Source organism: Afipia sp. GW821-FHT04G03, from assembly GCF_059419985.1.
The window spans coordinates 43,085-68,512 of record NZ_JBWKSV010000001.1; the positions used below are offsets into that span (position 1 = coordinate 43,085).

Annotated in this window: 25 protein-coding genes; 10 read left to right on the plus strand and 15 right to left on the minus strand. The window is 62.9% G+C overall.

Annotated features, from left to right (window positions below):
* The first annotated feature begins 16 nt into the window (after positions 1 to 16).
* Positions 17 to 382 (plus strand): response regulator, encoded by a 366-nt coding sequence (locus tag AC07UB_RS00225; RefSeq protein WP_492789724.1) that lies wholly within the window; start codon positions 17 to 19, stop codon positions 380 to 382.
* A gap of 9 nt (positions 383 to 391) precedes the next feature.
* Positions 392 to 1,765 (plus strand): PleD family two-component system response regulator, encoded by a 1,374-nt coding sequence (locus AC07UB_RS00230; protein ID WP_492789722.1) that lies wholly within the window; start codon positions 392 to 394, stop codon positions 1,763 to 1,765.
* An 11-nt stretch (positions 1,766 to 1,776) separates the two neighbouring features.
* Here the strand turns inward: AC07UB_RS00230 and AC07UB_RS00235 are convergent, their stop codons facing one another.
* From AC07UB_RS00235 to topA, 8 genes are all read right to left on the minus strand, one after another.
* Entirely contained in the window at positions 1,777 to 3,078 is a 1,302-nt protein-coding gene (locus AC07UB_RS00235; RefSeq protein ID WP_492789720.1) for an NAD(P)/FAD-dependent oxidoreductase, read from the minus strand.
* A gap of 100 nt (positions 3,079 to 3,178) precedes the next feature.
* Positions 3,179 to 3,346, minus strand: a complete 168-nt coding sequence (gene rpmG, locus AC07UB_RS00240) for a 50S ribosomal protein L33 (protein WP_002712167.1) — start codon at positions 3,344 to 3,346, stop codon at positions 3,179 to 3,181.
* Between the two features lie 183 nt (positions 3,347 to 3,529).
* Positions 3,530 to 4,879, minus strand: coding sequence for an LLM class flavin-dependent oxidoreductase (locus AC07UB_RS00245; RefSeq protein WP_492789718.1), 1,350 nt, complete (start codon positions 4,877 to 4,879; stop codon positions 3,530 to 3,532).
* A 166-nt stretch (positions 4,880 to 5,045) separates the two neighbouring features.
* On the minus strand, positions 5,046 to 5,864 hold the full coding sequence (gene tolA, locus AC07UB_RS00250; protein ID WP_492789717.1) for a cell envelope integrity protein TolA: 819 nt from the start codon (positions 5,862 to 5,864) through the stop codon (positions 5,046 to 5,048).
* A gap of 104 nt (positions 5,865 to 5,968) precedes the next feature.
* Positions 5,969 to 6,703, minus strand: coding sequence for an NUDIX hydrolase (locus tag AC07UB_RS00255; protein WP_492789716.1), 735 nt, complete (start codon positions 6,701 to 6,703; stop codon positions 5,969 to 5,971).
* Positions 6,700 to 7,170, minus strand: coding sequence for a DUF983 domain-containing protein (locus tag AC07UB_RS00260; RefSeq protein WP_492789714.1), 471 nt, complete (start codon positions 7,168 to 7,170; stop codon positions 6,700 to 6,702). The genes AC07UB_RS00255 and AC07UB_RS00260 overlap by 4 nt, the downstream gene beginning before the upstream one ends.
* Before the next feature lie 21 nt (positions 7,171 to 7,191).
* Complete coding sequence (gene rnr / locus AC07UB_RS00265) at positions 7,192 to 9,525, minus strand: ribonuclease R (protein ID WP_494652585.1); 2,334 nt, start codon at positions 9,523 to 9,525, stop codon at positions 7,192 to 7,194.
* Entirely contained in the window at positions 9,525 to 12,332 is a 2,808-nt protein-coding gene (gene topA / locus AC07UB_RS00270; protein WP_494652583.1) for a type I DNA topoisomerase, read from the minus strand. Before topA ends, rnr begins: the two co-directional genes overlap by 1 nt.
* Positions 12,333 to 12,576: 244 nt before the next feature.
* Between topA and AC07UB_RS00275 the strand changes: the two genes are divergently transcribed.
* Positions 12,577 to 12,795: a hypothetical protein gene (locus AC07UB_RS00275; protein ID WP_494652581.1), complete on the plus strand. Its 219-nt coding sequence runs from the start codon at positions 12,577 to 12,579 to the stop codon at positions 12,793 to 12,795.
* A gap of 9 nt (positions 12,796 to 12,804) precedes the next feature.
* On the opposite strand, the gene AC07UB_RS00280 is transcribed toward AC07UB_RS00275, so the two are convergent.
* Complete coding sequence (locus AC07UB_RS00280; RefSeq protein WP_494652579.1) at positions 12,805 to 13,254, minus strand: winged helix-turn-helix transcriptional regulator; 450 nt, start codon at positions 13,252 to 13,254, stop codon at positions 12,805 to 12,807.
* Between the two features lie 104 nt (positions 13,255 to 13,358).
* Here AC07UB_RS00280 and AC07UB_RS00285 point away from each other — a divergent pair, with 104 nt between their 5' ends.
* A complete protein-coding gene (locus AC07UB_RS00285) occupies positions 13,359 to 14,132 on the plus strand; it encodes an SDR family NAD(P)-dependent oxidoreductase (protein ID WP_494652577.1) in 774 nt (257 codons plus the stop codon).
* A gap of 3 nt (positions 14,133 to 14,135) precedes the next feature.
* Here the strand turns inward: AC07UB_RS00285 and dprA are convergent, their stop codons facing one another.
* The 4 genes from dprA to AC07UB_RS00305 form a co-directional block, all read right to left on the minus strand.
* Entirely contained in the window at positions 14,136 to 15,260 is a 1,125-nt protein-coding gene (dprA, locus tag AC07UB_RS00290; RefSeq protein ID WP_494652575.1) for a DNA-processing protein DprA, read from the minus strand.
* A 65-nt stretch (positions 15,261 to 15,325) separates the two neighbouring features.
* A complete protein-coding gene (plsY, locus tag AC07UB_RS00295; RefSeq protein WP_492789702.1) occupies positions 15,326 to 15,916 on the minus strand; it encodes a glycerol-3-phosphate 1-O-acyltransferase PlsY in 591 nt (196 codons plus the stop codon).
* Between the two features lie 6 nt (positions 15,917 to 15,922).
* The gene (locus tag AC07UB_RS00300) at positions 15,923 to 17,224 is read right to left on the minus strand and encodes a dihydroorotase (protein ID WP_492789700.1); all 1,302 of its coding nucleotides are present in this window, start codon (positions 17,222 to 17,224) and stop codon (positions 15,923 to 15,925) included.
* A 4-nt stretch (positions 17,225 to 17,228) separates the two neighbouring features.
* Positions 17,229 to 18,182, minus strand: coding sequence for an aspartate carbamoyltransferase catalytic subunit (locus AC07UB_RS00305; protein ID WP_492789699.1), 954 nt, complete (start codon positions 18,180 to 18,182; stop codon positions 17,229 to 17,231).
* Between the two features lie 185 nt (positions 18,183 to 18,367).
* Here AC07UB_RS00305 and AC07UB_RS00310 point away from each other — a divergent pair, with 185 nt between their 5' ends.
* The 4 genes from AC07UB_RS00310 to AC07UB_RS00325 all read left to right on the plus strand — a co-directional run bounded on the left by AC07UB_RS00310 (position 18,368) and on the right by AC07UB_RS00325 (position 22,019).
* Positions 18,368 to 19,111, plus strand: a complete 744-nt coding sequence (locus AC07UB_RS00310) for a M15 family metallopeptidase (protein ID WP_492789697.1) — start codon at positions 18,368 to 18,370, stop codon at positions 19,109 to 19,111.
* 95 nt (positions 19,112 to 19,206) lie between these two features.
* Positions 19,207 to 19,491, plus strand: coding sequence for a hypothetical protein (locus tag AC07UB_RS00315; RefSeq protein ID WP_492789695.1), 285 nt, complete (start codon positions 19,207 to 19,209; stop codon positions 19,489 to 19,491).
* A 65-nt stretch (positions 19,492 to 19,556) separates the two neighbouring features.
* Positions 19,557 to 21,206: an acyl-CoA dehydrogenase family protein gene (locus AC07UB_RS00320; protein WP_492789694.1), complete on the plus strand. Its 1,650-nt coding sequence runs from the start codon at positions 19,557 to 19,559 to the stop codon at positions 21,204 to 21,206.
* Positions 21,207 to 21,236: 30 nt separating this feature from the next.
* Complete coding sequence (locus AC07UB_RS00325; RefSeq protein WP_492789693.1) at positions 21,237 to 22,019, plus strand: CPBP family intramembrane glutamic endopeptidase; 783 nt, start codon at positions 21,237 to 21,239, stop codon at positions 22,017 to 22,019.
* Between the two features lie 54 nt (positions 22,020 to 22,073).
* Here the strand turns inward: AC07UB_RS00325 and AC07UB_RS00330 are convergent, their stop codons facing one another.
* Complete coding sequence (locus AC07UB_RS00330) at positions 22,074 to 23,000, minus strand: AEC family transporter (protein ID WP_492789692.1); 927 nt, start codon at positions 22,998 to 23,000, stop codon at positions 22,074 to 22,076.
* 3 nt (positions 23,001 to 23,003) lie between these two features.
* A complete protein-coding gene (ruvX, locus tag AC07UB_RS00335; RefSeq protein ID WP_492789691.1) occupies positions 23,004 to 23,495 on the minus strand; it encodes a Holliday junction resolvase RuvX in 492 nt (163 codons plus the stop codon).
* Positions 23,496 to 23,667: 172 nt separating this feature from the next.
* Here ruvX and AC07UB_RS00340 point away from each other — a divergent pair, with 172 nt between their 5' ends.
* On the plus strand, positions 23,668 to 24,744 hold the full coding sequence (locus AC07UB_RS00340; RefSeq protein WP_492792641.1) for an NAD(P)H-dependent flavin oxidoreductase: 1,077 nt from the start codon (positions 23,668 to 23,670) through the stop codon (positions 24,742 to 24,744).
* 389 nt (positions 24,745 to 25,133) lie between these two features.
* Positions 25,134 to 25,421, plus strand: a complete 288-nt coding sequence (gene gatC, locus AC07UB_RS00345; RefSeq protein WP_492789689.1) for an Asp-tRNA(Asn)/Glu-tRNA(Gln) amidotransferase subunit GatC — start codon at positions 25,134 to 25,136, stop codon at positions 25,419 to 25,421.
* The last annotated feature ends 7 nt before the right edge of the window (positions 25,422 to 25,428 follow it).

Sequence of the window (25,428 nt, forward strand, 5' to 3'; positions counted from 1 at the left end):
GGAATTGGAGAGCAGGGTGGCCAAAACCGTCCTGATCGTGGAGGACAACGAGCTCAATATGAAGCTCTTCCGCGATCTGCTGGAGGCCCATGGGTATCAGACAGTCGGTACGCGGAACGGGGTTGAAGCACTCGATCTCGCTCGCAGGCACCGGCCGGATCTCATTCTCATGGATATTCAGCTTCCCGAAGTTTCCGGTCTCGACGTCACGCGCTGGATCAAGGCGGACGCCGATTTGAGAGCGATCCCTGTTGTCGCGGTCACGGCATTTGCGATGAAGGGCGATGAAGAACGTATCCGGGAAGGTGGATGCGAGGCGTACTTGTCCAAGCCGATTTCGGTTGGGAAGTTTATTGAGACGGTTCGACGGTTTGTCGGCTAGGAGAGTTGGATGTCCGCGCGCGTTCTGGTCGTTGACGACGTTCTCGCCAACGTAAAGCTGCTCGAAGCGCGGCTGTCAGCCGAGTATTTCGACGTGGTGACGGCGAACTGCGGAATGCAGGCGCTGGAAATCTGCGAACGCGCCGAGTGTGACATCGTGCTGCTCGACGTCATGATGCCCGACATCGACGGTTTCGAGGTGTGCCGCCGCCTGAAATCGAATCCGAAAACCCATTTTATCCCCGTCATCATGGTGACGGCGCTGGACAGCCCGTCCGACCGCGTGCGCGGCCTCGATGCGGGCGCCGATGACTTCCTCACCAAGCCGGTGTCGGACGTCGTGATGATTGCCCGCGTGCGCTCGCTGACGCGGCTGAAGATGATGACCGACGAATTGCGGATGCGCGCGATCACGTCGCTGGAGATCGGCGTCAACGCGCCGGAGCGCGACGCGGTCGCCGATACCGGCAAGGGCGGTCGTATTCTGCTGGTGGAAGACCGTCCGTCATCCTACGAGCGGCTTGCTCCTGTGCTTGCCACCGAACACAGCGTCGACGTGGAACCTAATCCCGCAGAGGCGGTGTTTCACGCGGCAGACGGCAACTACGATCTGCTGATCGTCTCGCTCGGACTTGAGAATTTCGACGGCCTGCGCCTCTGCAGCCAGGCGCGCTCATTGGAGCGGACCCGCAGCGTGCCGATTCTCGCGATCGCCGATGCCGACAACAACGCGCGGCTGCTGCGCGGGCTCGAGATCGGCGTCAACGACTACCTGCTGCGCCCGGTGGACAAGAACGAGTTGCTCGCCCGCGCGCGTACGCAAATCCGCAAGCGCCGCTATACCGATCACCTGCGCGACAACGTGCAGAACTCCATCGAAATGGCGATCACCGATCCTCTGACCGGTCTGCACAATCGCCGCTACATGGAAAGCCATCTGTCGACGCTGGCCGAGCAGGCCGCCATGCGGGCGAAGCCGCTGGCGCTGATGATGCTCGACATCGACTACTTCAAGTCGATCAACGACAATCACGGTCACGATGCCGGCGACGATGTGCTGCGCGAGTTCGCGGTGCGCATCCGCAAGTCCATCCGCGGCATCGATCTCGCCTGCCGTTACGGCGGCGAGGAATTCGTCATCGTGATGCCTGAGACCGACCTGCATGTCGCGGGGATGGTCGCCGAACGCCTGCGCCGGTCCATTGCCGGTGAACCGTTCGCCGTCGAAAAGGGCGCGAAGCGGATTGATGTGACCATTTCAATCGGCATCTCGACCCTGGAAACCAAAGGCGAGGCCATCGCGGATGTCCTCAAGCGGGCCGATCAGGCGCTCTATCGCGCCAAGCATGACGGTCGCAACCGCGTCGTGGCGGCTGCGGCATAAGCTGCAAGCATTCAGCGATTGTTGGGATCGAGAGTGGCGCGCCCCTGTGTGATCAGGCGTGCGCCGCGCTGGTCGCGGGTATGTATCCACAGCCAGTTCATCGCGACGGCCAGACGGTTGCGCAGGCCGATCAGAAAATAGATGTGCGCGATGCCCCAGATCCACCACGCCAGCGCGCCGCGCAATTTGATCCATCCGAAATCGATCACTGCGCGCTTCTTGCCGATCTGGGCGAGGCTTCCCGAATGCTTGTAGTGGAACGGAGCCGTGGAGGCGTCGCCCTTCAATCGCGCCTTGATGATGTTGGCGACGTGTCGTCCCTGCTGCTTGGCTGCGGGCGCGATACCCGGGACAGGTGTGCCGTCGGGCGCGTTGATCGCCACCGTATCGCCGACGGCGAAAATGTCCGGATGCCCGGGGACGGAGAGATCCGGCGACACCACCAGACGGCCCGCGCGATCCGCAGGCACGCCGAGCCATTCGGCGGCGGGTGAGGCCCGCACGCCCGCAGCCCAGATGATGGTTCTGGATTGCAGTTTTTCTCCGCCATAGATCACGCCGTCGGCGGTGCATTCCGAGACGGGCTTGCCAAGCACGATCTCGACGCCGATCCGTTCCAGCGATTGCTGTGCGTAGGCTGACAGGTCTTCGGCAAATCCGGCGAGAACGCGCGGACCGGCCTCGATGAGAAGAACGCGCGCCTTGCGCGTGTCGATGTTGCGGAAATCGGGTGGCATGGTCACCTTCGCCAGCTCCGCAATGGTCCCGGCCAGCTCGACGCCGGTGGGACCGCCGCCGATGACGACGAACGTGAGCAGGGCGCTGCGCTTCTGCGGATCGGTCTCGCGTTCCGCAAGTTCGAAGGCGAGCAGGATGCGGCGGCGAATGGTGGTCGCGTCTTCAAGCGTCTTGAGGCCGGGTGCAAACGGCTCCCATTCGTCGTGGCCGAAATAAGCGTGCCGCGCGCCGGTGGCGAGAATCAGCGTGTCGTAGGGAAGCGACCCGCCATCCTCGAGCAGAACACGACGCGCGTTGGCGTCAACGCCTGTGACCGTGCCGAGAAGTGTCGTCACCTCCGGGCGTCCGCGCAGCAAATGCCGGACCGGCCAGGCGATCTCTGAGGTGGCGAGCGACGCGGTGGCGACTTGATAAAGCAGCGGCTGGAACAGGTGATGATTCCGCCGGTCCACGATGGTGATGCTGACCGGCGCTCCGGCCAGCCTGTGCACGGTTTCCAGGCCGCCAAAGCCCGCGCCAGCGATGACAATGCGATGGGGGGAGGAGGCCGGGGTGTTCGTGGGCTGCGAGGTCATGGCGCCAGCACTCCGCTTTGGAATCGGAAAGCCAGATCGTCACCTGAAACGCAAAACGGAGCCAGAGGGCTCCGCTTTAAAACGTAAATAACTGAAATCGTTACTTGATCTTGGCTTCGCGGAACTCGACGTGCTTCTTCGCGACCGGATCGTACTTCTTCTTCACGAGCTTGTCGGTCATCGTGCGCGAGTTTTTCTTGGCGACATAGTAGAAGCCGGTATCCGCGCTGGAAACGAGCTTGACCTTGATGGTGACCGCTTTGGCCATGTTCAGAACCTCGAATGTCAGGAATCGATAGCAGTCCCGACACGCAGGGCCGCATTTGGGCCGCAACCTAGCTCCGAACGCCCCAAAGTCAAGGTTTTAAGGCTCTAAATCCCAAAAGCTTGCTCTTGGGCCGGAGGCGCGAATGGGGACGTATTTTCGGACCGAAACCCCGCTCAAACAGGGCTATTCAGCCGCATCGGCGGCCCCGCTGGCTTCGAAAAACCGGTTTTTGGGCCGGGGCAGGCCGAGATTTTCACGCAGCGTGCGGCCCTCATAGTCCTTCCGGAAGATGCCTCGCCGCTGCAGTTCCGGCACGACCTTGTCGACGAAGTCGTCGAGCCCCTGCGGTAGGAACGGGAACATGATGTTGAAGCCGTCGGAAGCATAAGTCGTCAGCCATTCTTCCATCTGGTCGGCGATGGTGACGGGCGTTCCGACGAACGATAGTCCGCCGTAACCGCCGACGCGCTGGGCAAGCTGCCGCACGGTCACATTGTTCTTGGCTGCATATTCGACCATGCGATCGCGGCCGCTCTTGCTGGCATTGCTTTCCGGAATGTCCGGCAGCGGTCCATCAGGATCGAATTTCGATGCGTCGGTGCCGAGGATCACGGAGAGACCGGCGATCGCGCTGTCGTAATGCACGAGGCCGTCGAGGGTCGCGCGCTTTTTCTGCGCTTCCTCCACCGTATCGCCGACCACCACGAATGCGCCCGGCAGGATCTTCAGGTGATCGCGGTCGCGTCCGACCTTGTCCATGCGGCTCTTGATGTCTTCATAGAGCGCTTGCGCCTGCGCGAGCGTGCCGCCGCCGGTGAACACCGCTTCGGCGGTCTCGGCGGCAAGCTGCTTGCCGGGTTCGGACGCGCCAGCCTGCACGATGACCGGCCAGCCCTGCGGCGGACGGGCGATGTTGAGCGGCCCTTTCACCGCAAGGAACTCGCCTTTGTGATTCAGCGTGTGCATTTTCTCGGGGTCGAAATAAACCCCGCTCTCGACGTCGCGCACGAAGGCGTCGTCGGCGAACGAATCCCATAAGCCGGTGACCACGTCGAAGAATTCACGGGCGCGCTTGTAGCGCTCGCCGTGTTCGACATGTTCGTCCAGTCCGAAGTTCAGTGCGGTTTCCGGATTGCCGGTGGTCACGACGTTCCAGCCGGCGCGGCCGCCGGAGATATGGTCGAGCGAGGCAAAGCGGCGTGCGACGTGATAGGGCTCGTCGTAGGTGGTCGAAGCGGTCGCGACCAGTCCAATGCGTTCCGTCGCCCCGGCCAGCGCCGCCAGCAGCGTGAACGGCTCGAATGATGTGACGGTATGGCTGCGCTTGAGCGCGTTGATCGGCATGTTCATCACCGCGAGGTGATCGGCCATGAAGAAGGCATCGAACTTGCCGTGTTCGAGTTTCTGGATGAAGCGTTTGAGATGACCAAAGTTGAAATTGGCGTCCGGGAAGCTGCCGGGATAGCGCCATGCGGCGGTGTGAATGCTGACGGGACGCATGAACGCGCCGAGGCGCAACTGGCGTGAGCTCATTTTTCTTTCCCCGGAAAGGCGAAGCGTGGACGAGACCAGCAGATTGTATGGTGGCGCGCGCTGCGCGACGCCACGGACGATTATTGCTTTTTGCCGTTCGGAAAGGGATGAATTTTCTTGTGCGACAATCACGCTTCGGAGAGCTGTTGCCGATCGCAGACCGACGTTATCCGCCCTTGAAGTCTTTCGGCGTGAAGCTGAGATCGAGCATTCGCCATTCGTTGTAGCTTTCCGCCGGCAGCATCGCGTAGGGCTGGCACTTCGCAAGGGCGTCCATGGCGCTGCGCATCAGCGCGGGCCCTTTTTCGGATGCGCTCGCTTCGATCAGCAATGGTTCCTTTGCGAGGCGCCCGTCCGGCCGGAGCGATACGCGCAGTACGACACGGACGTTGTCCGCCGGCGTGACCGATGACGGCAGGATCGAGCAGGTCTTGAGATGTTCGCGCAGGGCCGCGGCGTCCTTGACCGAGATATTTGCAGTCGCGGTCGCCTTGGCGTCGAAATCACCCGTGTTGGAGTTGGGCATCGCGAACATCGTGCCGTATTTCGCGGTGATGTCGGGCGTCGCGGTCGGCACTTCGGGCTGAGCTTGTGGCTGGGGCTGCGTGGCAGGTTGAGATGGGGCGACCTGCTTTTGTTGCTCGGCGGCCTTCTGCTGGAGCGCCGCCTGACGGGTATCCGGCTTTGATTTCGCCGCAGCGTTTTGTGACGGGGCCGGTGGCGGCGTCGGCAGAGCTTGATCCTTGGGTGCCTGTTCCTGTGGTGCTGCTTCCGCGGGTGGTTTCTGGTCCTTTTCGGACAGCGTCGGGAAATCGTAGGTCGGGTCAGGTTCTTTCGGAGCGGGCGGGGCTTCGTCCGGGGTGACCAGTTCGACGGTGATGGCTTCGGCAGCCGTCGGGTCGAACGGGCGCACGCCCGCGAGTACGAGAAGCGCAGTCATCGCCGCGACATGGACGACGACCGATATGGTGGCACCGGTACGCATGACCCGGTGGTTAAATCATCCTTGGAGGATGATGTCAGCCGCCCATAATACCGGGCCACACGATTGTCAGGATATTTTTGAGGGCAGGCGGAATGGCGAGGTGGCTAGATCAAATCGCGCCGCCAGTCGCCGCCCTGGAAGTGATAGAAGGGCACCGCCGCTGCATGTGACAGAGGTCCGGTTGCGAGGCGGTGAGACAGTTCGCGCAATACGTTTTTCGTCATCGTATGCAGGCCTTCCAGCGACGGCGACCCGAGTTCGACCCAGACCAGTTCCACCAGTTCGGCTTCGGCGTGGACGACGCCTTCAACGCTGTGGGCGATGGACGATGCGTCGGCGGTAAAAAACCGCGTATCGAAGCGCCGGACCCGGCCGGGCGGGGTAATGGCGCGGGCAATCAGGAACAGTCCGGACGGATCGGGCAACAGCCCGGCGTCGGCGAAAGGTTTCCATTCGCCTGTGAGCTTTGCAGCCGCGCCGTTCATGCGCGCGACTTTCCTGCCCAGACAGAGGCCGGTTTCCTCGCAGGCTTCGCGAATGGCCGCGACGGCCAGTGCGCGGGCGCGGGCGGGTGCGATCCGGGGGCTGCCGCCGACGAGTTTTTTCTCAAGCGCCTTGGGAATATCGGCGGCCACCGGAATCTTACTGTCGGTCGCATCGACCCGGCCGCCGGGAAACACGAACTTGCCGGGCTGGAACACGACCTTGTCGTGGCGCTTGCCGACCAGCACCTTGGGGACGCTTCCGCTGCGATCGACAAGGATCAGCGTCGCGGCATCTTTCGGGCGCCGGTAAGGATGACTGTCGTCTTCCTTTTCTTCTCGTTCAGGCGTGATCATTTCGCCACGTTCAGCTTGGCAAGGGTGCCTTCCTCGACACCTTCGGGCCGGGTCTCATCGAAACCGTGCATACGGAATGCCCACTGCAATCCCACCACGGCGCCCTTGATCGGCTGAAGCAGAACCAGCGACGCGATCAGCGTGAACGGCAGATAGAATGCAAGCTGTAGCAGCATGGACGGCGCGTAGTTGGTCTCGATCCACAACGCGATCGGCACGATGATATGTCCGACCACCACGATCACGAGATAGGCGGGCAGATCGTCGGCGCGATGATGGCTCAAATCCTGTCCGCACGCCGAGCAGTTGTCGGCGACCTTCAGGAACGCGCGGAAGATTTTGCCTTCACCGCAGTTCGGGCAGCGGCACCGCAGTCCGCGCGCCATCGCCTGCCAGACGTCGCGCTTGGGAAGCGACGCGGAGGTTTGTGTCCATGTCGCTGCGGGCATTGTGGTCCGGCTATCCATCACATCTCCTGTGAAGGGACATTATCCCTTCTTCCGTTTGCGCCCCTTGCCAGTGGCAGGCTTGCGCGATTTTTTCTTTCTGTCGGCCTTGTCGCGCCCCGGCCGGGATTTACCGCCGGGATGCGGCTTGGTATCGCGGCCGGTGCGGATGCGGCCGCCGCGCGGAGCAGGTCGCCCCTCGGACAGCAACTCGAACCGCAGCGCGCCCGCCACCGGCGCAGCTTCTACCAGACGAACCTGCACCACGTCACCTAGCCGATGCATGGCTCCGCTGCGCGATCCGATCAGGGCATGGCGGGCTTCGTCGTAGTTGTAATATTCGCTTCCCAGCGTGCGAACGGGAATGAGGCCGTCGGCGCCGGTATCCGTCAGTTTTACGAACAATCCTGCGCGTGTGACGCCCGAAATCCGCCCTTCGAACGTCGCGCCGATCCGATCCGCGAGAAAGTGCGCGATCAGGCGATCGGCGGTTTCGCGTTCCGCCTTCATGGCACGGCGCTCAGTGAGCGAAATGGCCGCGGCGACCTCGGTGAGTGTTTCAAACGTCTCGGTGTCGGGCAACGCGCCTTCGCCGAGCCCGAGCGCGCGGATCAGCGCGCGATGCACGATCAGGTCCGCGTATCGCCGGATCGGCGAGGTGAAATGCGCGTAGCGGCGCAGGTTGAGACCGAAGTGTCCGTAATTCTCGGCGGAATACTCGGCCTGCGCCTGCGAGCGCAGCACGACCTCGTTCACCATCGACTCCGCGTCGCGGCCTTTCACCTGCACAAGAATGCGGTTGAAGACCGCAGGGCGCAGCGCGCCCGTGGCGGAGAACGGCATGTCGAGGGTCTTGAGAAATTCGGTCAGATTGTGAACCTTCTCGACCGACGGCTCGTCATGCACGCGATAGATCAGCGGCAATGCTTTCTTTTCAAGCGTCTCGGCTGCGGCGACATTGGCGAGGATCATGAATTCCTCGATCAGGCGATGCGCGTCGAGCCGCTCTGGCGTCACCACACGGTCGACGGTGCCGTCCGTCTTCAGCAGGATTTTCCGTTCAGGCAAATCGAGATCGAGTGGATCGCGCTCGTTGCGCGCGCGCTTGACCACCGCATAGGCGTCGTAAAGCGGCTTGAGGATCGGATCGAGCAGGGGCCCGGTGATGTCGTCGGGCCGCCCGTCGATGGCAGCCTGCGCCTGCGCGTAACTGAGTTTCGCGGCCGAGCGCATCAGCACGCGGTGGAACGTATGCGAGCGCTTGCGGCCGTCCTTGTCGATCACCATGCGTACGGCGAGCGCGCCGCGCGGCTCGCCTGGCTTCAGTGAACACAGGTCGTTCGAGATGCGCTCCGGCAGCATCGGTACGACGCGGTCGGGGAAGTAAACCGAGTTGCCGCGCTTGAGCGCTTCGCGGTCCAGCGGCATTTGTGGCCGCACATAAAACGCGACATCGGCGATGGCGACATTGACGATGTAGCCGCCCTTGTTGTTCGAGTCAGCATCGGGCTCGGCGTGGACCGCGTCGTCGTGGTCTTTCGCATCCGGCGGATCGATCGTGATGAGCGGCACGTCGCGCCAGTCCTCGCGGCCGCTGAGGGTCGCAGGTTTCGCGTCTTCGGATTCCGCAATGACGTCGGCAGGGAATTCCTGCGGGATCTCGTGCGAGTGGATCGCGATCAGGCTGACGGCCTTCTCGGTCTTCAGCGAACCGAGGCGTTCCTTCACGCGGCCCGATGGCAGTCCGTAACCGCGCGAGCGCATCAGTTCGACGCTGACGAGGTCGCCGTCCTGCGCGCCGCCTGAATCGTTGGCGGCGATGGCAAGCTCGCGGCCGACCTGTTTCTTGTCGATCGGGATCAGCCGGCCGTCACCATTCGGCAGTGAGCGGAAGATTCCAAGGACACGGGTCTTAGCCTTGTCGAGCAGCTTGATGACACGGCCGCGATAGGCTTTCTCGTGCTTGCTGTCGGGTTTCTCGATGCGCAGCAATGCACGGTCGCCGACGCCTGCGGCGGTGCCGGGCGGCGGGCGGCGCGGGACGTGAATGCGGATGACCGGGGCAGGGCCGTCGGTTTCCTCCAGCCATTCGGCCGGAGACGCAATCAACTCGCCGTCCTTGTCGCGTCCGGTGATGTCGGCGACGATGGTCGGCGGCAGGGATTTCGGCTCTGCGACTTTCTTGCCGCGCTTTTCGATCAAGCCTTCGTCGGCCAACTCACGCAGGATGCGCCGCAGCGCTGCGCGGGACTCGTTCTTCAGTCCGAAATGCTTGGCGAGTTCGCGCGTGCCGGCTTCACCGGGTTGCGCCTTGACGAACGCGACAATGCTCTCCCTGTCGGGAAAGACGTTTGTCGCGTCGCTTTTCTTTTTCATTATCCGCGTGCTTTACCGGCGCTTTTCTTTTCAGCGACTTTGGTGATTTTGGCCGCTGCAACTTTCGGCGCTGCCGCCTTGGTGGTCTTGGCCTCCTTGGCGGCCTTCAAAGAGACCGGCTCGGCAGCATCCTTCTTGGGCGCAGCCTTTTTCGCCGCCGGCTTGGCGGCGGCTTTCTTTTTCGCAGCCGGCTTCTTCGCAACTTTCTCGGCACCGTTGAGATCGCTGGTCGCTGCCGCGGCTTTTGCCTTGGCAGGCTTCTTCGCAGCTTTCTTCGCGCCACGCTTCGGCTTGCCGCCGCCCTTGGTTGCACGCTCTTCAATGAGCGCGATGGCTTCGGGCAGCGTGATGGTCTCGGGCGTCTTGTCGCTCGGGATCGTGGCATTGATGCCATCGATGGTGACGTAGGCGCCGTAGCGTCCCGTTTTCACCATGATGGTGCCGCCACGCGCTGGGTACTCTCCGACAGGCTTGCCGGGGTCCGCGCCGAAGCGGCGGCTGGGGCCTTTCAGAACCTTTTCGGCAATCAGCGTGACTGCGCGATTGAGACCGACATTATAAACGTCGTCGCCGGCCTCCAGGCTTGCATAGGTCTTGCCGTGGCGCACGAACGGGCCGAACCGGCCGATGCCGGCGGCGATGACTTCGCCATCTTCCGGATGCGGTCCGATATCGCGCGGCAGCGACAACAGCTTCAGCGCCAGTTCGAGTTCAACATCGGCGGGCGACATGTTTTTCGGAATGCCGGCGCGCTTCGGCTTCTCGTCTTCGCCGTAATCCTTGGCGTCGCCGAGCTGGATGTAGGGGCCGAAACGTCCGGCCTTGACCATGACCTCAAGGCCCGAGACCGGATCCTTGCCGAGCGGACGGTCGCTTTGCCCGCTCGAAGCGGCGAGGGGCCGGGTGTAGCGGCACTCGGGATAGTTCGAGCAGCCGACGAAGGCGCCGAACTTGCCGGCTTTCAGATTGAGTTTGCCGTTGCCACAGCTCGGGCACTGGCGCGGATCGCCGCCATCGGCACGGGGTTCATAGATGTGTTCACCGAGCATCGCGTCGAGCACGTCGAGGACTTCGGTGACGCGCACATCCTTGATGTCATTGACCGCGCCGATGAAGTCCTTCCAGAAGTCGGCCAGCACCTGCTTCCACGAGATTTCGTTGTTGGAAATCTTGTCGAGCTTCTCTTCGAGATCGGCGGTGAAGTCGAATTCCACGTAACGCGCGAAATAGTTCTCGAGGAACGCGACCACGACGCGGCCCTTGTCCTCGCCGTGCAGCCGTTTTTTCTCGAGCTTCACGTAACCGCGATCTTTCAGCACCTGAAGAATCGACGCATAGGTCGAAGGTCGGCCGATGCCGAGTTCTTCCATGCGCTTCACCAGCGAGGCTTCCGAGAAGCGCGGCGGCGGCTCGGTGAAGTGCTGGGTGACGTCGAGTTTCTCGCGCTTGAGGTTTTCGCCCTGGTTGATGACCGGCAGGCGCTTGCTGTCCTCGTCCTCCGGATCGTCGTCGCGGCCTTCCTGATAGACCGCGAGGAAGCCGTCGAACTTCACAACCTGACCGGTGGCGCGCAATTCGAGCACCCGCGCGCCTGCTTTTGCGGCGATGTCGACGGTGGTGCGCTCCATCTCGGCGGATTCCATCTGGCTTGCGACGGTGCGCATCCAGATCAATTCGTAAAGCCGGGCCTGATCGTTATCGAGCCGGGCCTTCAGCGAAGACGGACGGCGCGACAGGTCGGTCGGGCGGATGGCTTCGTGCGCTTCCTGCGCATTCTTGGCCTTGGAGGTGTACTGGCGCGGCGTATCCGGCACGTAGGCCTTGCCGTAGTCCTCGCCGATCACCTTGCGGGCCTGCGTGATGGCGGACGGATCGATCTGCACGCCGTCGGTACGCATATAAGTAATGAGTCCGGTGGTTTCGCCGCCGATGTCGATGCCTTCGTAAAGGCGCTGCGCGATGCGCATGGTGTGCGCAGGCGCAAAGCCGAGCTTGCGGCTGGCTTCTTGCTGCAGTGTCGATGTCGTGAACGGGGACTGCGGATTGCGGCGCGCGGGCTTGGCTTCGACCGTGGTGACGGTGAAGTTGGCGGCTTCAAGCGCCTTCTTGAAATCCTCGGCTTCCGCGCCGGTGCCGATATCGAGGCGCTGAATCTTCTTGCCGTCTGCGCCGACAAGGCGCGCCTCGAAGGATTCACCGCGCGGCGTCGCCAGCGTGGTGAGCAGCGACCAGTATTCGCGCGGCACGAACTTTTCGATTTCGAGTTCGCGGTCGCAGACCAACCGCAAGGCCACCGACTGCACGCGGCCGGCCGAACGCGCGCCGGGCAGCTTGCGCCAGAGAACGGGGGAGAGGGTAAAGCCGACCAGATAATCCAGCGCGCGGCGCGCCAGATAGGCGTCGACCAGCGCGCCGTCGATCTGGCGCGGGTTCTTCATGGCCTCGGTGACGGCCTGCTTGGTGATGGCGTTGAAGACGACACGCTCGATCTTCTGATCCTTGAGCGCGCGTTTCTCCTTCATGATCTCGAGCACATGCCAGGAAATGGCTTCGCCCTCGCGATCAGGGTCGGTTGCGAGGATCAGCTTGTCGGCGCCTTTGAGCGCCTTGGCGATTTCGTTGAGACGGCCGGCCGCCTTGGGATCGTTTTCCCAGATCATCTGGAAATTCGCCTCCGGATCGACCGAGCCATTCTTGGCCGGCAGGTCGCGGACGTGACCGTATGAGGCCAAAACCTCGTAGGAGGAGCCCAAATATTTGTTGATCGTCTTGGCCTTCGCAGGCGACTCGACAATGACGAGATTCATAAGATTCCAATGACTTACAGGGGATACGCGGGCCGGAATCGCAAGATTCCATCAGGCTGGCTTGCCCGATACATGGGTAAAAGGGGGTCCTCTGTCAAATCGTGAGATGGTGATCGCTCCGGCCTTGGTTACCGAATTCGCCCCCAGGTTGTATTTTATGGGTACTTGCGATTGTGCAATTTATGCGTGTATCATGTAAAAATGCTCTTAAATTGACGATTCTGGCCTTGAAGGGTTTGCATAGATGGCCGCGCGCGACGGTCGCAGCGATTTCTTGCAGACCGAACCGGCGACCGCCGATGGCGGTCCGGCGGAAGCGGCGAGTTTCATTGCTGAGACGGTGGCGGAACTGGCGCAGCTCTCGCGTACCCATCGGCTGGATATGCTGACGCATCTGCTCGAAATGGCGCAACTCGAGGCGAATGATTTCGCCCGGCGGCAGGCGCGGCCCGGTCGTTTCTAGTTCAGGGGTTCAGGCTGAAGCCGGGGTCGCGATCCGTGTGTCGGTCTGATTGATCAGACGTCCATCCTGCGCGCGGATCTCCAGCGTACGAAGCGGCAAACCATCCTTCCGATCGACCAGCGCGCTGAATTCCTCGCCGGGCTGAATCACGAATTGCTCGCCCCACTGCCGCAACGCGACCAGCACCGGAAAAAGTCCGCGCGCCTTCGCCGTCGGCACATAGTCCTGATAGGCGCCGCCATCCGACGCCGGACTGATTTCGAGAATGCCTTCCGCGACCAGCGTGCGCAGGCGCACGGTGAGGATATTCTTCGCCACCCCGAGATTTTTCTGAAACTGGCTGAAGCGCCGCGCGCCCAGCAGCGCGTCGCGCACGATCAGCAGCGACCACCAGTCGCCGATAACGTCCAGCGACCGCGCGATGGGGCACAGATCGCCTTGAAGACTCTTGCGTTTCACGAGCAGACCCTCCGGTCACGACATTCTGGTTGCATCATAAAACTAAAAGCATTACTCAGCAAGTATGGTTTCATTATTAAACTAGATTGAACCAGGAGAGTTCCATGCGATTGAAGGGCAAAACCGCGCTGATCACCGGCGGCAACAGCGGCATCGGCCTGGCCACCGCCAAGCTGTTCGCGGCTGAGGGCGCGAAAGTCGTCATTACGGGCCGGGATCAGACAAGGCTGGATGCGGCCGCCAAGGAACTGGGCACCAACGGTTTTGCCGTTCAGGCCGACACGAACGACATAGGCGCTTTGGAGAAGGCGTTCGTGTCGGCCGCGGCGAAGTTCGGGAAGCTCGACATTCTCTTCGCGAACGCGGGCATCGCGGGCAACACGCCGGTCGGCGGCACGACGCTCGCGACGTTCGAGAGTGTGATCCGCACCAATCTGACATCGGTGTTCTTCACGGTGCAGGCCGCGCTGCCGCATCTCAACGACAACGCGTCGATCATTCTCAACGGCTCGGTCATCTCCGTGCTCGGCAATCCGGGATACTCGGCTTACGCGGCGACCAAGGCCGGCGTTCGCGCGATGGCGCGCGTGATGGCATCCGAACTGTCGCCGCGCGGCATTCGCATCAACGTCGTCGCGCCCGGCGGCACGCGCACGCCGATCTGGGGGCCGGGGATCGCGACGCCCGACGCCGAGAAGGCGCTTGAGTCCCGCATCGCGCGCGCAACGCCGCTCGGGCGCATGGGCGAAGCAGATCACATCGCCAAGACTGTCTTGTTTCTGGCGTCGGACGATGCCGCGCATGTCCAGGGTCAGGAGATCTTTGTCGACGGCGGCGCGACATCATCGCCGGCCGGCGCGCCGATCTATCGCGGATAGGAATTAGAGAAGCGAGACCATCCCGCCGCCGTGGCGCTCCAGCCGTCCTGCCAGTTCGAGTTCGAGCAGGATGGTCCGTGTCACGGCGGCTGAAACACCCGCCATGCGAATGAGATCGTCGATGCCGACGGGCGAGGGGCCAAGCAGATTGACGATGCGCGCGCGTTCGTCGGCGGCGGGTTCGTCGTCCATCGGCTGACTGTCGTCGGATTCGCCGATCGGCAATTCGACCGGACGTCCCATGATCGGCTGCACCGCGTTGATGACGTCGGCCGCCTCCGTCACCAGTGCCGCGCCTTGCTTGATGAGATCGTTGGTACCGGCGGCGCGTGGATCGAGCGGCGAGCCGGGCACGGCGAACACCTCGCGGCCCTGCTCGTTGGCAAAGCGCGCGGTGATGAGCGAGCCCGAGCGATGCGCGGCCTCGATGATGACGACGCCGAACGAGACGCCCGAGATCAGCCGGTTGCGCCGGGGAAAATCCCGCGCACGCGGGCCGTGGCCGAGCGGCATTTCGGAAATCGCGCCGCTGCCGGATGAGATGATCGCCGTCAGCAGGTCTTCGTGTTCGGGCGGATAGATCTTGTCGTGACCGCCGGCCAGCACGGCGACGGTGCCGCTCTCAAGCGTGACGCGATGCGCCGCCTGATCGATGCCGCGCGCCAGCCCCGATGCGATGACGAAACCGGCGTCACCGAGATCACGCGATAGCGTCTGTGCGAATTTCAATCCGGCGCCTGAGGCGTTGCGTGAGCCGACGATGCCGATCATCGGCCGCATCTCGACTTCAAGCGCGCCGCGGACACCAAGCAGCGGCGGTGCATCGTCGATCAGGACGAGGCGAGGCGGGTAACCGGCTTCACCGGGCGCGAGCAGCGTGACGCCGATCCGCCTGCTGTTCGCGATCTCGCGTTCGGCATCGGCCTGCGTGCAGATCCGTCCGGGTTTTGCCGCGCCGCCGCGCCGCGCGAGATCAGGCAGACGGTCCAGCGCCGCGCGTGCACTGCCGTAATGATTGACGAGGGAGCGGAAGGTACGCGGGCCGACATTGTCGGAACGGATCAGGCGCAGCCAGTCGATGCGCTGCGCGTCGGTCAATCTGGTCGTGGCTGACGTTTTGATGTCCACGCGGCCCCCGTGGGACGGGAGTGTTGCGCAACTTCAGGATGTGGACAATCCCGGTTGCGAAGGAATTACCCCTTCTTCCCGATCTTCCCCTCGGTGCCGTCCATCAGCCGCTTGATGTTGGCGCGGTGCATGATCCACAACACGATGGACATCACGGCGAACACCAGCGCGAGCGTCACGTGCTGCGACCAGAACAGCATCAGTGGAATGACCGCGCTCGCGATCAACGCCGCCAGCGACGAATAGCGGAAGATCAGCGCCACGGCGATCCAGATGCCGCAGAATGCAAGCGCGGCCGGCCAGAACAATCCGAGCAGCACGCCGATATAGGTGGCGACGCCTTTGCCGCCCTTGAACTTCAGCCATACCGGGAAAAGATGACCGGCGAACGCGCCGACGCCTGCTGAAATCGCCGCATCGGGTCCCGCGACATATCCCGCGACGATCACGGCGAGCGTGCCTTTCAGCATGTCGCCAAGGAGTGTCGCGGCGGCGAGACCCTTGTTGCCGGTGCGCAGCACGTTGGTCGCGCCGATGTTGCCGGAGCCGATGGAGCGCAGGTCCTGCGTGCCGGCGAGCTTTGTGAGGATCAGCCCGAACGGCACCGAGCCGCACAGGTAACCGAAGGCCAGCGCCAGCAGGAGAGTGCCGATCATGTTGCCTCACACATGTTCATAGACCGTGCGTCCGCCGACGATGGTGCGCGCGACGCGGCCCGTAAAGCGCGCTTCATCGAACGGCGTGTTCTTGCATTGCGACTTGAGGTCCGCCGGATCGAGCACCCACGGCGTGTCGAGATCGATCACGATCACGTCGGCGGGCGATCCCGGCCGCAGCGATCCACCGGGCAGCCCGAGCAATTCGGCGGGGCGCGTGGACATGGCGCGGATCAACGCTTTCAGTTCGAGGTCGCCGGAATGAACGAGGCGCAGTCCTGCGGACAGCATGGTCTCCAATCCGATGGCTCCGGGGGCGGCTTCCGCGAAAGGAAGGCGCTTCACCTCGACGTCCTGCGGATTGTGATCCGACATGATGACGTCGATGAGCCCGGATGCGACGGCCGCGACCAGCGCGAGACGATCGGTCTCCGTGCGCAGCGGCGGCGACAGCTTGAGGAAGGTCCGGTAGGGGCCGATGTCGTTCTCGTTCAGCGTCAGGTGATTGATCGAGGCCGACGCACTGACGTTGAGGCCGGCTTCCTTGGCGCGCTTCAGGACATCGAGCGAGTCGATGCAGGTCAGCGAGCCTGCGTGATAGCGCCCGCCGGTGAGCGCCACGAGGCGCATGTCGCGCTCCAGCACCACGGCTTCGGCAGCGTTGGGAATGCCGAACAGGCCGAGCCGCGAAGCAAGTTCGCCTTCGTTCATCACGCCTTCGCCGATCAGATGCGGGTCCTCGGTGTGATGCACGATCAGCGCATCGAAATCGCGGGCGTAGGTCAGCGCGCGGCGCATCACCAGAGCGTTCATCACGCTGCTGTCGCCGTCGGTGAAGGCCACCGCGCCCGCTGCTTTCAGCAGGCCGATCTCGGTCATTTCCTCGCCCTTCATGCCCTTGGTCAGCGCGGCCATGGGATGAATGTTGACGATGGCGGTGTCGCGCGCTCGGCGCAGGATGAAATCCACCGTCGCGGAATTGTCGATGACGGGCTTGGTGTCGGGCTGGCAGACGATGGTGGTGATGCCGCCCGCCGCTGCCGCCAGACTCGCTGAGGCAATGGTTTCCCGGTGGCCGGCACCGGGCTCGCCAACGAAGGCGCGCATGTCGATCAGGCCGGGGGCGACCACCTTGCCGGCGCAATTAATAATGTCTGTGCCTTCGGGGACTCCGGCGACACCGATGCCACGCCGCGCGTCGCGGATGGAGCCATCGGCAATCAGCACGTCGCCCGGTCCGTCGAGATCGCGAGACGGATCGATCAGGCGGGCATTGGCGAGCAGGATAGGGCGGCGATCGTTTCTCATGATGTCACGCGTTCGGCAGGTTGCGGGCGAGTGCTTCGAGCACCGCCATGCGCACTGCCACACCCATTTCGACCTGTTCGCGGATCAGCGACTGCGCGCCGTCCGCGACGATGGAGTCGATCTCGACACCGCGATTCATCGGGCCCGGATGCATGACGAGCGCATCGGGCTTGGCGTAACCGAGTTTCTTCTGGTCGAGGCCGTAATAGTGAAAATACTCGGAGCTGGACGGCACGAACGAGCCGTTCATGCGTTCGCGCTGCAACCGCAGCATCATCACGATATCCGCGCCCTCGAGACCTTCGCGCATGTCGCGCGCGACCTCGACGCCCATGCGCTCGATGCCGGACGGCAGCAGTGTGGAGGGCGCAACCACGCGGACGCGCGCACCCATCGCATTGAGCAGGATGATGTTGGAACGCGCGACCCGCGAATGCAGCACGTCGCCGCAGATTGCCACCAGCAGACCCTCGAGCCGGCCCTTGTTGCGGCGGATGGTGAGTGCGTCGAGCAGCGCCTGCGTCGGATGCTCGTGCGCGCCGTCTCCGGCGTTGATGACGGAGCCGTCAACCTTCTGGGCGAGCAGTTCGCACGCGCCGGACGCGTGATGGCGCACCACCAGAATATCCGGATGCATGGCGTTCAGCGTCACCGCGGTATCCATCAGGGTCTCGCCCTTGCGGATCGATGACGAGGCGACCGACATGTTCATGACGTCGGCGCCGAGCCGTTTGCCGGCGATCTCGAACGAGGATTGCGTGCGCGTGGAGGCTTCGAAGAACAGGTTGACCTGGGTGCGGCCGCGCAGATTGCTGCGCTTTTTATCGACCTGCCGGTTCAGTTCGACGAACTCTTCGGAGAGGTCCAGAAGGCCGGTGATATCGGCCGCGGAAAGGCCCTCGATGCCCAGCAAATGCCGGTGTCCGAGGACGAAACTCGATTTCGATGCAGTTGTCATTAAAGCAAGAGCTATAGGGAGAGTTGCCCGGCTGAGCAAGGTGGATTCGGCACTTCTGGAGTTTTCCCCCGCTGATGTCCGGGCAGGGTAAACAGGCCGAAAGCACGGTGCGGAACATTGCACTTATCGTATTTTTGCCGTCATGGCGGGGGTTGTCCCCGGCATGACATATCGGACGCCGGGTCATGAAATTTGCAATTGCAGTCTTGCTAAACGGCCTCTGGATGGCTGCCGCCATCGCCCAGCCATTGCCCGCCGATTTCGTCCACCTGCGCGATATCGATCCGACCATCATCCAGGATATGCGTTATGCCACGGCGAACAACTTTGTCGGGCGCGTGCTGAACGGCTACGAGGCGGGGGAGTGCATCGTGACCCGCAGCGTCGGCGCGGCGCTGAAGCGCGTGCAGCAGGATCTGAGACCACGCGGGCTATCGCTCAAGATGTACGATTGCTATCGCCCGCAGCGCGCAGTGGATGACATGTATGCGTGGGCGCAGGATGGACGCGAGACACCGGCGCAGCGGCGTTACAATCCGAAGATGAGCAAAGCCGATCTGTTTCGGCTCGGCTATATCGCCCGGCGCTCGGGGCATTCCACCGGCAACGCGGTAGACCTGACGCTGGTGCGGTTGCCTGCGTCCGCGCCGCCGCCGTTCGATCCCAATGCGAACTATGCCGACTGCACCGGCCCGGCGAATCTGCGTGCGCCGGACTCAAGCGTCGATATGGGCGCCGGTTACGATTGCTCCGACGAGAAAGCGCATACCGGCTCGAAAGCGATCACTGCGTCGCAGCGACAATGGCGCGCCACGCTGGTTTCCGCGATGGCGAAGCAAGGATTCGCGAACTACCGGCTCGAATGGTGGCATTTCTCGCTGCCGGGCGGAGGCCATGCGACTTTCGATTTTCCGGTGAGGAATCGGTAGCTCTGTGGCGGTTTTGGGCTTGAATTGCGGCGCGCCGATCATACTTCAAAAAGACGCGCAAACGCAGCGTGTCTGATTTAAGAAAGGCCTCCATCATGAGCAGAGGCGCTATCGCGATCACCGTCAGTCTTCTGGCCATCCTTGCGGCGACGATATGGTGGGCCTGGCAAGGCTGGGTTGCACATTCCGACGTGCAAATGTCCATTCATGGCTACATCGCCATGGGACTGGGAGTTTTCTTCTCGCTGGTTATTGGCTTCGGCTTGATGGCGCTGACATTCTACAGCAGCCGTCGGGGGTACGACGATCTTCCGCAGGCCAAGGAAAAGTCGATCGAACTGTCCGGCGATAACGAGCCGGCGACGCGCAAGATTCCCTGACTGAACCTGCGTGAAACGTACCGCGATCCGGTGTAACCTGTTGTTCTCAGCTCCGGGAACAACTCATGACGCAATCGATTCTCGCCGCCACAACCGAAGTCTTCAATCAATCGCCTCCGTTCGAGGATGTCGATCTGTATTCGCTCGATCGCCCGCTCGCGGAAGCGGTTGCGGCGAACGGCGGAGAGGGCGCGACAGCGGAGCTTGCCGATTTCGGCCGGCATTGGGGTTCGGCGGCGATGGCGCAGCGCGGCCGCATCGCCAATGAGAACACGCCAAAATTGAAGACCTACGACGCGCGCGGATTTCGGCGCGACGAGGTCGAATTTCATCCGGCCTATCATGAATTGATGGCGCATAGCGCCCATGCCGGACTTCACAACGCGACGTGGAACGAGAGCGGCGAGGCCGCGGGCGGCGCGTCCGAAGTGGTGCGCGGCGCGAAATTTTTCATCGCTGCACAGGTCGAGACCGGACATCTGTGCCCGATCACAATGACGCGCGCTGCGGTCGGCGCGCTGTCAGTGGATCCCGCGTTGCGCGCCAAGGTGATGCCGGTGCTCGGCACGCGCTCTTACGATCCGGCGTTCGCGCCGTGGTGGACCAAGCGCGGCATGACCATGGGCATGGGCATGACGGAGAAGCAGGGCGGCACCGACGTGCGCGCCAACATCACCCGCGCCGTGCGCGACGGCGACGCTTACCGCATCACCGGGCACAAATGGTTCATGTCGGCGCCGATGTGCGACGCATTCTTGGTTCTCGCGCAGGCCGAAGGCGGGCTGACCTGTTTCTTCATGCCGCGTTTCGCGCCGGACGGCTCAGTCAACGGCATTCACTTCCAGCGTTTGAAGGACAAGCTCGGCAACCGCTCGAATGCGTCGTCGGAAGTTGTTTTTGAAAATGCTTACGCGCTGCGCCTCGGCGACCAGGGGCGCGGCGTGCCGACCATCATCCAGATGGTTTCGCTGACCCGGCAGGATTGTTCGCTGGCGTCCGCCGGTCTGATGCGCTCGGGATTGGCGCACGCGCTGCATCACACGCGCCATCGCAGCGTGTTCCAGAAGCATCTCGCCGATCAGCCGCTGATGCGCAGCGTACTCGCCGATATGGCACTGCATGTGGAAGCCTCAACCGCGCTGGTGATGCGGTTGTGCCGCTCGTTCGACCGCGCGCCGACGGAGCGCGCCGAAGCGGCCTATATGCGATTGCTGACGCCGGTGGTGAAATACTGGACCTGCAAAAGTTCACCGGGTTTTCTCTACGAGGCGATGGAGTGCCTCGGCGGCAATGGCTACGTCGAGGAGGGCATCCTGGCGCGGCATTATCGCGAGTCGCCGGTCAACGCGATCTGGGAAGGTTCCGGCAACGTGATGTGTCTCGACGTGCTGCGCGCGCTGTCGCGCGAGGCGGATGCCGCGGCGGATGTGCTGCGCGGCCTTGTCGATCACACAAGGGGACTTCCCGGCGTGGTCGAAGCAGTGGCGTTCATCGCGAAGTCTTTCCGCCAGCCTGACGCCGAACGGGTTGCCCGGCTCGCGGTGGAGAAGCTGGCGCTGGTTGCGGCAGCCGCCGCGCTCAACGAGGTGTCGCCGAAACATGCCGAATTGTTCGCGGCGACGCGGCTCGGTGCGGATCACGGCAATCTCTACGGCGCGGTCGATCTTGCAAATGACGACATCCGCGGTTTGCTGGATCGCGCATTACCTGCTTGACCGTACCAGCGAATTGCCGGAGCGCCCACGATGACTGTTGCCGAAGGCCCTGCCGACCTCGCGCCGGTGTCGCCACCGGGCAAGAGCCGCGAGCCGCGGGTCTGGAAATTTGTCGGAACCAGTCTGTGGGGTCTCGTGCTGTTCGGCGCGATCTTCCTGGGGCAGATCACCGTGGTCGGCTGGTTTCTCCTGCGCGCAGGCGATGCCATCGACGGCCAGTCCATGCAGGCCGTGGCAGCCAACGGCCGCGTTATTTCCTTGTCGGTCATCATGGGTCTGCCGCCGGTTCTGCTCGTGCTGTGGGTCGCAATACGATGGTCGGGGGTTTCGTTCGCGGATTATCTCGCGTTGCGCTGGCCTGCGTGGTGGACCCTCGCGAAGGGTGTCGGAAGCCTCTTCCTGTTGATGGTTGCTTGCGAAATCGTCTCACGGCTCGCCGGCCGCGAGCCATCGCCCGGGTTCATGGTCGATGTTTTGAAAACGGCGCGGGCCGACGGGGCGCTATGGCTGTTGGTCTTCGCGTTCTGCGTGGCCGCGCCAGCGATGGAGGAATTCTTCGCGCGCGGGTTTCTCTACCGCGGATGGTCGGAGTCGTTTCTGAGGCCGGCCGGAGCGATCATCCTGTCGTCGACCGTATGGACGGCGATGCATCTGCAATACGACTGGTTCTTCCTGGGGCAGGTGTTCTCCATCGGACTGCTGCTCGGCTACCTGCGGTATCGCAGCGGTTCGACCTGGCTGACGGTGATCCTGCACGGCATCAACAACCTCGCCGCGACGGTGCAGAGCTTTCTGCTCGCGAATGGGTCGTAGGCGTTTTTCGCTGGACATGATCCTTTCCGAAAACCGGTGCCCACTTTTCGGGGATCATGTCACCAGCGTGATGATGATGGGCATGGTGATGACGGCGAGCGCGGTTTGCAGCGTCAGGATTTCGGCGACCAGCGGTGCGTCGCCGCCCATCTGCCGCGCCAGCACATAGGCGCTGGACGCCGTCGGCACCGAAGCGCAGCACGCGACGATCGCGAGATTGGGCCCGGTGAGCTTGAACGCGAGCCCGAGCCCGATCGCGAATGCGGGCATTACGATCAGCTTCAGCACGCAGGTCAGAAGTGCGGGCGCATCAGGGCGCAGCACGCCCTTGAGTTGCAATCCAGCTCCGACCACCAGCAGTCCCAGCGCCAGCGACGAGCGTCCGAGAGCGTCGATCAGATCGTTGACGAAGGTTGGAAAGGAAACTCCGGTCAGGTTGGCCGCGAGTCCGAGCGCACACGCCCATATGAATGGATTCTTCGCGATCGTCAGAAGAATATGAGCCCACGACAGCCGGGTGGGCGCGGCGTAGTGCGCGAGAACCCAGACGGCCATGATGTTGAGAATGGGGATCATCGCCACCATCGCCACGGAAGCGAGGGTGAGCCCGACCGCGCCATAAAGATTTCCCGCCACCGCGAGCGCGACGTAGGTCTGCCAGCGGCAGGCGCATTGAAAGACCGATGTAAACGCTGGTCCGCTGACGCCCATCCGTTTCATCAGAACGGGCCGCAATGCAAAGCACAGTCCTGCCATCAGCAGCACCGCAATCAGCAGCGCACCGCCGACGCCCGCGACCGGGACGCTGGCGAGATCGGCGCGCGCCAATGTCTGGAACAGCAAGGCTGGGAACAACACGTAGTAGACGAGTTGTTCGACCCCGAGCCAGTGAGCGTCTTCCTTCAGCAGGACGCGCTTCAGGCAAAATCCCATGACAATCAGAAGAAACACCGGGAGCAATGCGGCAGCCACGAGCAACATCGGTTACGGCTTTCCCGGCACTTGCCGCAGTACGGACAGGCGGTCCAGCGCGCCTTGCAAAATGAAAATCGCGGCGTGTTCGTCGATCACCTTGGCGCGTCTGGCGCGGCTCATATCCATGTCGATCAGTTCGCGTTCCACCGCGACGGTGGACAGCCGCTCGTCCCAGAGCCCGATGGCAAGCTCCGTGAGCCTGGAAAAATTCCGCGCGAAGGCGCGGGTCGATTGCGCGCGCGGTCCCTCGCTGCCGTCCATATTGATGGGCAGGCCGAGGATGAAGCCCGCGACGTTGCGCTCGGTGGACAGTGCGAGCAACCGTGCTGCATCGGCGGTGAAGGTTTTGCGCTGAATAGTCTCGACGCCGGTCGCAAGTTTGCGGTCGGGATCGGAGACGGCGACCCCGATCGTCTTGGTGCCGAGGTCGAGCCCGATCAGGGCGCCTCGGACGGGCCAGAGCGCGGCGGCCTCGGTCAACGGGAGAATGGATGCAGGCATGGTCTTCGCTTAACACGCAGCACGCCGGTGGTGCAAAGCGCAGTTGCACGCCACACGCTGCGAAAGGGGCATAGCCGCCTTGTCCGGCGACATGCTAGATCTGGGCCTGCCCCGGCAACGATGCCGCCGCCAAATCCCCATCGCGCGAATTCCTGTCATGAATGAGCAAACCATGTGGCCTGACCGCAGACTTCTCGACCTCTTCAAGATCAGCGTTCCAATCGTGCAGGCGCCTATGGCGTCCGCGATGGATTCCGAGCTTGTGATCGCAGCCAGTGAGGCGGGGGCGCTCGGTTCGCTGCCCTGCGCGACCATTTCAGTCGAAAAGGCGCGCGAGCAAATCGGCATCATCCGTCAACGCGTCACCGCGCCGCTGAGCATGAACTTCTTCTGTCACACGGCGGTCGATGTCGATCCGGCGCGCGAGGCGGGATGGCGCAAGCGGCTGACGGCTTACTTTGAAGAATTGGGACTCGACCCGGGCATGTCGGTGCCGGCGGCCAATCGCGCGCCGTTCGATGCGGCGATGTGCGAACTGGTCGAGGAGATGAAGCCTGAGGTCGTCAGCTTTCATTTCGGCCTTCCCGACAAGACGCTGCTGAAGCGCGTCAAGGCAACCGGATGCGTGGTGATCGGCTGCGCTACCGTGGTGAAGGAAGCGGTCTGGCTCGAGCAGAACGGCGTGGATGCCATCGTTGCGCAAGGCGCAGAGGCGGGCGGTCATCGTGGAATGTTCCTCACCGACAACATCGCCTCGCAGCCCGGCACGATGTCGCTGGTGCCGCAGGTGGTAGATGCGGTGCGCGTGCCAGTGATCGCGGCGGGCGGCATCGCCGATGGACGGGGCATCGCGGCCGCCTTCGCGCTGGGCGCGGCCGGTGTGCAAATCGGAACAGCCTATTTGCGGACCCCGGAATCCAGGGTCAGCGCGTTAGGGCAGGCGGCTATTGCCGGGGCCACGGACGATTCCACTGTCATCACCAATGTCATGACGGGCCGTCCGGCGCGCGGCGTCGCCAATCGTGTCATGCGCGAAGTCGGGCCGGTGTCGTCCGATGCGCCGACGTTCCCCCATGCAGCTACGGCGCTTGCGCCGCTCAAGGCGGCTGCGGAAAAGCAGGGACGGGTGGACTTCACCAATCTTTGGGCCGGTCAGTCGGCGGCGCTTGGCCGTCAGATCGGCGCGGCGGACCTGACGCGTGCGCTGGCCGCCGAAGGTCTCGCTTGTCTGAAGCGACTGGCGGAATAAATATTCCGCAGCGGGTTTGACATTCTGAACGGCTCCGCATACCCGCGCCAGCGGTTTGGCGATCTGCCCGTTCTTTATCTCTTGCCCGCCGGATCGACTGCTGTTGCCCTTCACGACGGCCGGGAAGGATGTGGAACACATCCATTGTGTGATCACCCTGTTCGCGGAAGATAACCGTTCGCCGTTTGAGGTGATGCGGAAGTCCGGTTCGCCGGACGCATAATGACGGGAACACGCCTTCGTCCCGTCTCAGGCGAATACCGCAAGAAACTGATATTATTGCGCTAATTCAGGCGATGGTGATGGGTCCGCGACTTATTTGACGTTGGCGATCCACGCCGAATGTTCTATGAGGGCGGCAGAAACGTCGTCCCCGGAGCCTTCATTATATGTCAGTCGATGCCGCCACCGTCCGCCGGATCGCGCACCTTGCGCGGATCGCCGTGAAGGATGAGGAAGTATCTCATCTGCAGGGCGAACTGAACGCGATGCTGGCGTTCATCGAGCAACTGTCGGAAGTCGATATCGACGGTGTCGAGCCGATGACTTCGGTGATGCCGATGGACATGAAGAAGCGGGCCGACGTCGTCACCGATGGCGAGATCCCCGACAAGGTTCTCGCCAACGCGCCTGCCACCGAGGATCATTTCTTCCTGGTGCCTAAAGTCGTCGAATAATTCGGAG